The sequence below is a fragment of the Halopseudomonas sp. genome, assembly GCF_047631575.1.
Lineage (GTDB): Bacteria > Pseudomonadota > Gammaproteobacteria > Pseudomonadales > Pseudomonadaceae > Halopseudomonas.
This window is the reverse complement of the sequence record NZ_JBLIAB010000004.1, coordinates 1-12269: the sequence shown is the minus strand read 5'-3', so window position 1 is coordinate 12269 and position 12269 is coordinate 1. Positions and strand designations below refer to the sequence as shown.

6 protein-coding genes are annotated in these 12269 nt (G+C 50.2%); 1 reads left to right on the top strand and 5 read right to left on the bottom strand.

The window, feature by feature from the left end:
- The 4 genes from ACJAXR_RS08820 to gmk form a co-directional block, all read right to left on the bottom strand.
- Positions 1 to 381: a RidA family protein gene (locus tag ACJAXR_RS08820; RefSeq protein ID WP_415057898.1), complete on the bottom strand. Its 381-nt coding sequence runs from the start codon at positions 379 to 381 to the stop codon at positions 1 to 3.
- Between the two features lie 18 nt (positions 382 to 399).
- Positions 400 to 2583, bottom strand: coding sequence for a bifunctional GTP diphosphokinase/guanosine-3',5'-bis pyrophosphate 3'-pyrophosphohydrolase (gene spoT / locus ACJAXR_RS08815; protein WP_415058203.1), 2184 nt, complete (start codon positions 2581 to 2583; stop codon positions 400 to 402).
- Positions 2584 to 2647: 64 nt separating this feature from the next.
- Positions 2648 to 2905, bottom strand: a complete 258-nt coding sequence (gene rpoZ / locus ACJAXR_RS08810; RefSeq protein ID WP_339843943.1) for a DNA-directed RNA polymerase subunit omega — start codon at positions 2903 to 2905, stop codon at positions 2648 to 2650.
- An 87-nt stretch (positions 2906 to 2992) separates the two neighbouring features.
- On the bottom strand, positions 2993 to 3613 hold the full coding sequence (gene gmk, locus ACJAXR_RS08805; protein ID WP_415057897.1) for a guanylate kinase: 621 nt from the start codon (positions 3611 to 3613) through the stop codon (positions 2993 to 2995).
- 108 nt (positions 3614 to 3721) lie between these two features.
- Here gmk and ACJAXR_RS08800 point away from each other — a divergent pair, with 108 nt between their 5' ends.
- On the top strand, positions 3722 to 4993 hold the full coding sequence (locus ACJAXR_RS08800; protein WP_415057896.1) for a DUF2254 domain-containing protein: 1272 nt from the start codon (positions 3722 to 3724) through the stop codon (positions 4991 to 4993).
- 347 nt (positions 4994 to 5340) lie between these two features.
- On the opposite strand, the gene ACJAXR_RS08795 is transcribed toward ACJAXR_RS08800, so the two are convergent.
- Positions 5341 to 12180 carry a hemagglutinin repeat-containing protein gene (locus ACJAXR_RS08795; RefSeq protein WP_415057895.1) on the bottom strand — a complete coding sequence of 2280 codons (6840 nt, stop codon included), beginning with the start codon at positions 12178 to 12180 and terminating at the stop codon, positions 5341 to 5343.
- Positions 12181 to 12269 lie beyond the last annotated feature (89 nt).

Here is a 12269-nt window from a genome sequence, read left to right as displayed (position 1 = left end):
TTAGCTGACGACCATGATGCCGTCCATTTCTACTGGCACACCCTTGGGCAAAGACGCGACGCCGATGGCGGCGCGGGCAGGATAGGGCTGTTTGAAATAGCGAGTCATGACGTCGTTGACCAGACCAAAGTGGGTAAGATCGGTGAGGAAGATATTCAACTTGACGATATCCTGCAGGCTGCCACCGGCGGCTTCAGCAACCGCAGTCAGGTTATCGAACACCTGGCAGATCTGACGCTCCATCCCTTCAACCACTTCCATGGTATCCGGGTCCAGAGGAATCTGACCCGATAGGTAAACAGTATTGCCCACTTTCATGGCTTGGGAATAGGGACCAATGGCAGCAGGTGCCCGGTCACTCGTGATGACTTGTTTGTTCATTGAATCTCCGATGTCGGATCAGTTTTTGAGACGTGTGATGCGCATCACGCCGGTCAAGGTTCGTATGCGCTTTATCAATTTTGAAAGGTGGAGGCGGTCGCGGACACGCACTACCAGTTGGACGACGCTAACACGTCCGTCGCGTTCGTCGACGCTGATTTTGTCGATACTTGCATCGGCCATGGTGATACCCGCCGCGAGCTGCGCGATGATGCCACGCTCATTCTCCAGCTCGACCTTAAGCTCGACGGTAAATTCGCCGCTCACGTCCTTATCCCATGTGAGATGCAAGGTTTTTTCATTACTGTGACGATTCTCCGCCAGGTTGCTGCAATTTTCCTGATGGATGACCATGCCCTTGCCGGAGGACAGGTAACCTACTATAGGGTCTCCCGGAATCGGATTACAGCAGCGGGCAAAGCTGACAACAAGGCCTTCGGTACCGCGAATGGACAGAGGTTTTTCGGTTGTTCTGCCGGGTTCCGCGGCGGTGGGTTTTTTCGACTCGGGGTCGATTGCACCTTCGCTGGCGAGAAGACGGCGCCCAACCACATAGGCCATGCGGTTGCCCAGGCCTATATCGGCTAGTAGATCTTCCATCAGCTCCACCTTGCAGTCCTTCAGGACCTGTTTGATGTTGCTCTCAGGGATCGCCGTCAGGCTGGTGTCGAAGCTTGCCAGAACCTTATCCAGTAGCCGCTCTCCCAGTGTGATGGACTCGGAGTGGCGTTGATGTTTGAGAAAATGTCGAATATTGCTGCGCGCTTTGCCAGTGATGACAAAGCTCAACCAGGCTGGGTTGGGGCGTGCGCCAGGCGCGCGAATCACTTCTACCGTCTGACCGCTTTCCAGTGGCTCGGATAAGGGTGCAAGCCGGCGATTTACCCGACAGGCGATGCAGCTATTGCCCACGTCGGTATGCACTGCATAGGCGAAATCAACCGGTGTAGAGCCTTTAGGCAGCTCCATGATGCGGCCCTTGGGAGTAAATATATAAACCTCGTCGGGAAACAGGTCGATCTTCACATTCTCGATGAATTCCAGCGAGCTGCCCGCGTTCTGTTGAAGTTCGAGTACATCCTTGAGCCACTGCCGGGTACGCGCATGATGGCCGTTGATGACCTCATCCTTGGATTTGTAAACCCAATGCGCGGCGATGCCATTATTGGCCATCTCCTCCATTTCCTCGGTACGGATCTGGATCTCGATGGGTACCCCATGCATGCCGAAAAGGGTGGTGTGCAAGGACTGGTAACCATTTGCCTTGGGAATTGCTATATAGTCCTTGAAGCGCCCTGGAAATGGCTTGTAAAGGCTATGAATTGCGCCAAGCACCCGGTAGCAAGTATCAGGCTTGTCGACGATAATACGGAAGGCATAGACGTCCATTATTTCGTGGAATGCTTTGCGTTTGCCGCGCATCTTCTGGTAGATGCCAAACAGGTGCTTTTCGCGACCCATGACCTTTCCGGGCAATCCCTCGCGCTCAAGGCAGTTCTGCAGCGAGTCGAGAATCTTGTTCAGCAGTTCCTTGCGGTTGCCCCGGGCGCTACGTACTGCACGATGGATCAGGTCCGAACGCATCGGGTACATCGCCCTGAATCCCAAATCTTCGAATTCGGTGCTCAGATTGTGCATGCCGAGCCGGTTCGCAATCGGGGCGTATATTTCCAAGGTTTCCTTGGCAATGCGTCGACGTTTTTCGGCCCCTAGGGCATCCAAAGTCCGCATGTTATGCAGTCTGTCCGCCAATTTCACCAGAATCACGCGGATATCCCGAGCCATAGCCAGAGCCATTTTCTGGAAGTTCTCTGCTTGGGCTTCAGCCTTGGTTTCGAAGGTCATCTGGGTCAGTTTGCTGACGCCATCGACTAGCTCGGCCACTGTTTCACCAAACTGTGCGACCAGAGCATCCTTGGGAATACCGGTGTCTTCGATCACGTCGTGCAACATGGCAGCCATCAGGCTTTGATGGTCCATGTGCATGTCGGCAAGAATATGGGCTACTGCAAGAGGATGCGTGACATAAGCTTCGCCACTGCGTCGTGTCTGTCCGTCATGGGCTTGTTCGGCGTAGTAATAGGCGCGACGGACCAGATTGATCTGGTCCGGCTCGAGGTAGTTCGCCAAGCGCTCGACAAACGCCTCTATCCCCGATGTGCCGGCAGGGACATCAGTGTCTATACCTTCCGGAGCCCGCATGGAGGGCGCTTTTACGCCCTTCGTTGACGTGCGGGTCTGGTCCGACATCGACCTGCCCAAGGAGTTACTCCTCGAGGTCGGATTCCATCGAGTACAGCGGCTCCTGCTGATCCTGAATCGCTTCCTGCGCCAGTATCTCGTTGGAAATCAGACCTGCTGCTATTTCGCGCAGTGCGACAACTGTGGGCTTGTCATTCTCCCACGCAACCTTGGGCTCTTTGCCGCCCGTGGCAAGCTGACGCGAACGCTTGGTGGCCAACATGACCAGCTCAAAACGGTTTTCTACATTTTCCAGGCAGTCTTCTACAGTAACGCGGGCCATGGTGTACTCCGGAACGGCTTGACTATCTAAACGAGAGGCGCCCAAGAACGGAACGCAGGACCAGCCAGTGTACTGAATTGACAGGCACTATGACAAGAGCGCCGTCAATAGTTCCTGATATCGATCCTCCTGGTGGCCGATATTGAGTCGGGCGCTGCGCAGTATCGACTTAAGGTCATCTAGGGCGGTATTGAAATCATCATTGATCACCAGATAGTCGTATTCGACATAGTGACTGATTTCGTCAACGGCCAATGCCATGCGCCCGTCTATGATGCTTTCCTCGTCTTGGCCGCGGTTTGTTAGGCGCTCACGCAGAGTAGTACGCGAGGGGGGCAGGATGAATATTGATTTGGAATCGGGCATTGCCCTGCGGACCTGCTGTGCGCCCTGCCAGTCGATCTCCAGGATCAGGTCGTTGCCCTGCGCCAAGGTTTTTTCTACAGCGCTCTGCGATGTGCCGTACAAATTGCCAAACACTTCGGCGTGCTCAAGGAAATCGCTCTGAGTCACGAGAGCAAGAAAGCTTTCGCGGCTGGTGAAGTGGTAGTTCACGCCGTCGATTTCCCCGGAGCGCATAGCTCTGGTGGTATGCGAAACAGACACTCGCAAGCTGTCGAGTTGATCGATAAGTGCCTTGACCAGGCTGGTTTTGCCGGCGCCGGACGGAGCGGAGACGATATACAGGGTGCCGGTGGCGTGAGTCATTGGTCAGGATGTCCTGCAGATTAACGGCTAGAATGATGGGCACGATTATAGGGACATTGATCCCTGCCGTCATGTGGCGTTGCCGACGGTTCCGCGAGAGGAGTAGACATGATTTCCAAATGGCAGTGGTTGGCTTTGCAGTGGACGCGCACGCTCTGGGTGCGCGCTACCCTTTTTGCCCTACTCGGTGTCGGCGCGGCTCTGGCCGCTGCCGCGCTGGAAGGCGCTCTGCCTGCTTGGGTCGATCTTAGTCTGGGCCAGAACGCTGTCGGCGACATCCTGAATATTCTTGCTTCGAGCATGCTGGCGGTGACCACCTTTTCGCTCAGTATTATGGTGATGGCCTATGGCGCGGCAACCAATACAGCTTCGCCCAGGGCCACCCTCTTGCTGATGCAGGATACGACTACGCAGAATGTGCTGGGCACCTTCATCGGCAGCTTTCTGTTCAGCCTGGTGGGGATCACGGCTCTGAGTACCGGTACCTATGACGATAGCGGTAGGGCCATCCTTTTTCTGGCCACCCTAGTGGTTATCTTGCTTATAGTAATCACTATTTTGCGCTGGATTGAGCATCTGTCGCATTTTGGGCGCGTGGGCGACACCATTGGGCGGGTCGAGACAGTCACTCTTGCCGCTCTTAAGGAGCGTATATGTAATCCGGGACTGGGTGGGGTGACGATTAGAGGAGCTCAGGACGTACCCCCGGACTCTGCCCGGCCGGTTTATGCGCAGTCAACCGGATTGATCCAGCATCTGGATATGGTCGAGTTGTCGCGTCTGGCGGAGGCGCACGATTGGAGGATATGGGTTTCCTGCTTGCCTGGAGCCTTCGTCAGCCAGCCGCGGGTGCTTGCCTGGATCGATGGTGTGGGGGGCGATAAGGCCGACGAGTCAAACGAGGCAGTATATGGCGCATTCACTCTGGGCAATGACCGGTCCTTCAAGCAGGATCCGCGCTTTGGTCTCTCCGTTCTCGCAGAAATTGCCTCGCGTGCGCTTTCACCTGCAGTCAACGATCCTGGTACCGCGATCGATGTGCTTGGGCGTGCTGTGAGGATTCTTTCCTGCTATTCAGAGCAGAGCGTCGCCGAGATGCAGGTTGCACCCATTTACCCGCGCGTACACGTACCGACATTGGAGCTCGATGACCTGTTCGATGACATATTTGCGCCGATTGCACGTGACGGTGGCAGCCTAATCGAGGTGCAGATGAGATTGCAAAAGGGATTGCTGCTGCTGGCCGGACAGGGCGTCGAACTGGCGCGTAGCGCTCGGCGGCAGGCGCTGTTTGCGCTCAGGCACGCCGAGTTGGCAATGGTGCTAGAGGATGATCGTCAGCGGTTGGGTGATCTGGTCGCCGGGCACCGTGTCTATTGAAACGGTGCTGTAGGTGAGGTTATTTTATGTGTTCACTTGACTTGCTAGGGCCATACGGGCGGTCTAACCTCACGGTCACGATAATGGGAACGATTCGCTTTAAACTTCTCCAGTAGCTGAGATAAAAACGAACCATCCTGTTTTATCTTCATGATTTCGTCATCTTCGAGGCGGACGCTGACGTCAATCTCAACAGGGCCCCCCAGTAAGAACGTTAATATCCAGTGCGTCCCATTATCGAAGAGCACATAAGACCAAGCTTGCTCTGATATGATTTTCATTTAGCCGATACCTTTTACTTCAGATTGGATTGAATATTAGCAAATAAAGCACTTTGACTGAAAAAGCTATTCAGCTTGTATGCATATTACTTGGCCATCCTCCAAAGTTTGTTCAACACATCCCTCGGCAGCTAGTACAGATTTTCTTAGCCGATCACGCGCTCTCAATCCAGTGCCCTCGCTATCTGGAGTACCCGATTCATTAGCGACTGTTTCAGTGACAGTTGGATCAGCCGGTTGAGGCGTGACCGATTTGGTAGGCGCGGTGGCAGCAGCAGCGTTATCTTTCAGCTTTTGTACCGATGCGGTTAATGAGGTTTCAGTATAAGACCCCGTCGGTATCTGATTAACGACGGCCTCTAGCTGGCCCGTTGGTAACTTGCCGCCTGGGACCCACAAGTCATTAGCGCCGCTCTCGTTGCCATCGGGTAAGCGTAGTGACAATGACCGTGGATCTGGAATGTCGATCCTTACGAATTCTTGACCTTGCCATGAGCCTTCCGGGATGCCCAACTCTTTTTCTATCAGCGCCAAATCCCCATCAGCTTTAAGTAATAATGCGTCCAGTTGTTTCCCTGACATAACGAACTGGCCATCTGGACGGCCAACGTTATCTTTGCCTTTACTGAAACGATCGAATGCTGCTTTAGACACAAGGTAAGATGCACCACCGTCAAATTCTGCCAATTGATTATCGATTGTCTCTTTGGCTAGGTAGGTAGAAGGATCTGGTCGCTGACCCTTTGGAATGGCTCTAACGGTGTCTACAATCTTTTTAGAAACACCATGGACCGTTTCAGTGTCAGCGGGTTCAGCTGCTTTGGGCGTTATCGTCTCAGTGGACGTAACAACTGAGACAACTGGAGCATCTATATTAGGGTTTACTGTCTCAGTAGGCGTCACAGCCGGTACAACTGGATCAGCTGCTTTGGGTGTAACCGTTTCGGTAGACGCAACGACCGGGGCCACTGGATCTACTGCTGGAGGCGTTATCGTCTCGGTAGACGTAACAACTGAGACAACTGGAGCATCTATATTGGGGTTTACTGTCTCAGTAGGCGTCACAGCCGGTATAACTGGATCAGCTGCTTTGGGTGTAACCGTGGCGGTAGACGCAACGTCCTGGGCCACGGGATCAACTGCTGTGGGCGTTATTGTTTCAGTAGACGTCACAGCCGGTACAACTGGATCAGCTGCTTTGGGTGTAACCGTTTCGGTAGACGCAACGACCGGAGCCACTGGATCAACTGCTGGAGGCGTTATCGTCTCGGTAGACGTAACAACTGAGACAACTGGAGCATCTATATTGGGGTTTACTGCCTCAGTAGGCGTCACAGCCGGTACAACTGGATCAGCTGCATTTGGTGTAACCGTTTCGGTAGACCCAACGACCTGGGCCACGGGATCAACTACTGTGGGCGTTATTGTTTCAGTAGACGTAACAGCCGGGACAATCTGATTAGCGACATTGGGATTTACTGTCTCGGTAGACGTCACAGCCGGTACAACTGGATCAGCTGCTTTGGGTGTAACCGTTTCGGTAGACGCAACGACCGGGGCCACTGGATCAACTGCTGGAGGCGTTATCGTCTCGGTAGACGTAACAACCGAGACAACTGGAGCATCTATATTGGGGTTTACTGCCTCAGTAGGCGTCACAGCCGGTACAACTGGATCAGCTGCATTTGGTGTAACCGTTTCGGTAGACCCAACGACCTGGGCCACGGGATCAACCACTGTGGGCGTTATTGTTTCAGTAGACGTAACAGCCGGGACAATCTGATTAGCGACATTGGGATTTACTGTCTCGGTAGACGTAACAGCGGGGACCGCTGGATCAGCTGCTTTGGGCGTTATTGGCGCAGAAGGCGTGCTGGGAACGACATTGATATCAACCGAAGTCGAATTGTTAGCGAGTAATTGATTAGAAGAAGCGCTAGCAATAGAGGGTATGGAATCACTAGACGGTGAAACAGGAGTTGAGGTTTGAATCGTATTTGCTGTGCGGTCCGTGACGACCTCAGAGCGAGGCCGCGTTACCGGACTGAGTTCACCACCGTCAGAGCGAGGCCGCGTTACCGGACTGAGTTCACCACCGTCAGAGCGAGGCCGCGTTACCGCACTGAGTTCGCCACCGTCAGAGCGAGGCCGCGTTGCCGGACTGAGTTCGCCACCACCAGAACGAGGACGTGTTGCCGAACTGATATCGGCGCCGTCAGGGCCAGAACGCGTAGCTCCTGGGGTTCCAGTGTTGTTTGGTGAATCCCCACCTGATTTGATACGCGCCTCAGCGCCAAAAGTAAACTCGCTATTTTCAGCTTCGGTATTAGTCACTATGCCGGTCAGAGTTTCTGTGCCGTTAGTAGAGTTAATGTCCGCAGCTTGATTATTAATATTTTTAGCGACTATCGATACTGACCCGAGCGACTGAATCCCAACCGTTGTTGAGGCGGTGCTATCCGCAACGCTCACACCACCGCCAACAACCCCTTCTACATCTCCGCCTTTACCCTTGCCCGCGTCGCCAGAAAATTCAAAATTAACGTCTGACGTTGTATTCTTTGCAGCATTGAGGTTGACAGCGCCGCCCGCAGACAATGACGTATCGCCGTCAGAAGCAAATTGAGTTCCCTCGAAAGTCGCATCGCCCGCTGACTTAATTTGGGTGCCACCAGCGCCGGACTTGATGATGCCGACCACAGCGGTACTGCTGCTACTTTCATTGTTTTCATACCCGCCACCGATGCCAACGCTTTGATCTTTTACTGTCGAACTTACTGATAGACTGACGTTAGCCTTACTGCCCGACGATGATGTGGTGTCTCTCGCTGCTTGGACATCTAAGCTTCCTCCCACATCGAGATTTGCTTGATTACCAGCTTCCATATTGGTGCCAACGAAGGTTGCATCCTTTTTAGTTGTAATGTTGAGATTATTACTAGCTGTCACTGTTCCAACACGTGCTTTACTAGACGATTCCGTATCAGAACCACCACCATACGATGCATCTAGCTTTGCTCCAACCGAGCCAGCAAGAGAAACTTTGCCATCCACTGACACCTCGCTAGAATCTCTGGTGCTGGTTGAAGTATCTTCTGCCGCTAGAAAATCAAAAGATCCAGCGTTGATATTAATGTCCCCGCCCGCTATAAGCTCGGCACCGACTAACGTTGTTGCCTCTTTAGAAGTCGAATTAATATTGCCACCTGCTTTAAATCGACTGGTGACAGCTGTTGTGGATTCTGATGAAGAATACGAATATTCATTTTCATACTGCGCTTGCAAGCCAGCGCCGGCTTCAGCACCCGCGTCAGATGACCCACCCTGCATTCCAACACTAGACATGCCTGCTTCAGCGCCAGCCTCTACCTTAGCGCCTGCATAAACACCAATTCTTGCATCATGTTCGCTCGTATCACTGGTTGAATACGTTGTGTCTTGAACTGCTTCATCACGAATTACATTAGCCGATTGGTTAAAATCGCGAGTGGCTTCGATATCCGTTGCCTGATCTACAATTAAGTTTGTGGCTGTTCTGGAAAAGTCAGTACCTGCCTTGAAGCTATTGCCTACAACTGTAGTACTGCCTTGCGATGTAGTGCTGGACTGATTGTTATAACGGAGGCCTGCTCCAGCTTCAGCCTCGGCTGACGCCTGAACACTTCCATCTACGCCTGTTACTAAGCCTGTTTGGGCATTGGCTTCAGCGCTTGCTTGAGCACTCGCTTGGCCACTGAGGTAAACCCCGACTAGATCCCGATTACTTGTCGATGTTGTTTCTATAACATCGATTGCCGCTTCGTTGATAATATCGGTGGCAACAATAGTTAACGCCTTACCTGTTTCAATTTCAGCACCAACAAATCTTGCAGTATTCGCGGCAGTAATAGACCCGCTACCACCGATCTTGATAACCGATTTGCTGTTAGTTAAAGCATAGTTTGTTGAGGTATCTTGCTCAATCAGTACGCCCATTGTTCCGACAGATGACGCAGATGCATTAGCCGTCGCTGATGCACCAGCATTGGTGGCTAGTACACCGTTAGCATTAGCTTCTGTTTCAGTACCGGCATTTGCGGCAGCGTCATTTTCTGCAAAAAAACCAACACTGGTTCTGTCCGTTACAGTCTCATCCCAGGTTTCATTTCGGCCAGTTAGCACTTCTACACGGTCAGCCGCTAATGTGGCATCACCCCCCACATCGATAACTGAGCCCTGAACAGTGAGCGCGCCAGCTGTTTCTGCTTTTAAATTACCTTTGACATTGAGTGTGCTGGCAACGCTGGTTTTACTACCCGAATTGGTTGTGGTTGTAGTTGTTTCTTGTAATTTAAAATCATGATCTGATTCAGCTATGGCATTAGCCGATGTGGCCGCGTCAGCGTTTAAGGATTTTGCAGATGAGCTAGCTGTACTCATAACATCTGAAACAGCATTCCCTTCTCCTTTCAAGAATGCGGTGGTCTGTGTCACGGTCGTAGTTTTTACTTCATCCAGACCGTCCAAAATACTAATGCCGCCTACTGCATTAATATCAGCATTGCCGTCGATATTGACATCGGAGCCTTGAAGTAAAAATGTACCGTCTGAGTCAATATTGGCGTTTCCTTTTACCACTAATGTAGATCCTGCGTTAGTGCCAACAAAATTATCAGTTGTAGTTGTTTCACTTCCAAAGACACCTCCACCTACACCCATGCCTGCTGTAGATTCAATGGTGTTGGTGGTTACACTGTCTTGCCGTGCTATTACGCTGAAGCCACCGTTAGCATCGACATCAAGGTTACCATTCACTTCTAGAACACTGCCGGCAATTGTTGTTTGGTTTCCACTCTCGAGTGCTAAGTCACTTCCAAACGTTAATGCTGATCCAATATTTTTTACAGTAGTTGTTGTAGTAGAAGTAGCAGAGTTATTACTGCCACTACTTGAACTAGTCGAGGTCCTGTCAACAATGGTATCGACAATAATATCATTGCCTGCCTTTAACGCTGCCTTGCCACCGGATGTAAGGGTAGCACCGAGGATTTTGATGTCTTTTTCTGCACTTAATAATAATGTATTCCGGGATTCTATTGAGGCAGTCCGGCCTATAATTGTGTTGGTATTGCCTTCGCCCCCTGTCGTTTCAGACCACGTTTGGTTGATAATGCTACCTTCAGTCGAAACGAGTGATACATCCCCTCCTATTATTTTGCCACTGGTGTTAGTAACATTATTAACCGCCGTTATTGCCAGTTTCTCGTTGGCAGCAACAGTGCCGCCTGTATTGTTAAAGGATGCTACGCTAATATCAATATTGCCTGCAGCAATGACGGCACCGCTTAAAATATTGTCTTTTGTATTTTGAGACAGAAATACTTTTGGTGCCAGAACCTTTTCACCATTAATAGTAACCTCTACCATCCACACTATGTCAGTAGTTAAATCAGCTAATTGTTTGAGTGTTGGATTTGTACCCCAAATAAATCCGAGCCGTAATGCTTCGTCAGCACCTTGCTCCATCATGCTTTGCAGCAAGACTGCTTCAGTTTCATAGCCGGCCAGCATATTATTGCCGGTTTGAGAAATTAGTTGTTGCCGAATTAAGTACGCTTCGTAGTTAGCGTCACCTAAACGTTTTTGTAATACTTCTGGATCAAAGCCGTAACGTTGAACGAAGAAGTCGGATCCTCCGAAAGTCGATCCTACTTGGAACAGTGGGTTAGTTTCTATTAAGTATCCTGAGGAAGGGTTTTTACTCGTGATGAAAAAACCATTGGGACTGGACGGTAGCGCAAGAAATAATGGGTCAATTGTTATTGGAAATACTGCTGTATTTGTACTTACATTTATGTTGCTCGCTGACGTTGCTGATGCGGGGTCAATGTTAGAAGTCGTATCAACGTTTGTGTCATCGCTTCCAGTAATGTCACTCTCTATAGAAAAAATAAGGCCAGGCGCGATAGATGTAAATGTATCTCTAGCATATATCCCAGAATTGGAAAGAAATGTTGTATACTGAAGTTTGGAGTCAGCTATGCCCAGATACTTATTCGAAAACGTGGATATCGCCCCAAAAGTACCGCTCCATGTAATTGTATCTGTATACGTTTCTGTTTTAGTAATACTTCTAAGTGAATAAGCATCATGTTTAAACTGTGTAAAGCCCGTGTTAGAAACTGTAGCCGGTTCAAGCTTTACATTTACACCTGAAATTATGCCTGCTAGGTTAAGTCCTCTCGTAAAGTCAGATATAGTAATATCGCCGGTTGTTGATGTGATTTGTGGGCGATTTTTATCATTAGGAACATTACCATTATAGCTCTGTGTTTCGGTCCAGCTTCGGGAATAATTGCGTGACTGATTAATACCCAGCTCTAATTTAACGCCATCCTCTGATGTAACAAAAAGTACACATGGATCAGGGCAAGGAGTCGGCCACGGGTCATAAACGAAATTTGCTTGCGCCTCAGTACTAATTAATATGCGAGTATCTCCACCTGCTATCTGATTATTAAAATCAGTGGATGATATTATAATATTTTTCTCAGCCACAATTTTATTATTGTTATTAAAGTAGCTGCTAGTGAGTGTCACATTGCCGCCAGAGATTATTTCTCCTGATGCATAGTTTTCGAGGTTATTAGGGCTAATAATTGATGTGGCAAGCCCCGAATAAACTATCCCCGAATTGTAAAAATCAGCGCCTGTGATATTCAATGTGTTGATTGCAGATATGGAACTGCTTAGGCGATTTTGTATAAAATATATCACTGGCGCTGTATTATAACTTATTGTTAGCGAATCTTTAGAATGAATTATCCCGTTGTTAATAAGATTGTTGCCTAAAATGAAACTACTCATGCCCCCAGTTAAAATGGTAGATTTAACAGGCATTAGTAATGTATTTACATCAATTAACATGGTGCCGACAGAATCAAGTTGCCCGCCTCCTGCGATACTTAGTATGCCGGCGGTAATCTGCAGTGTGTTACCTTTAATTATTGAAGAGT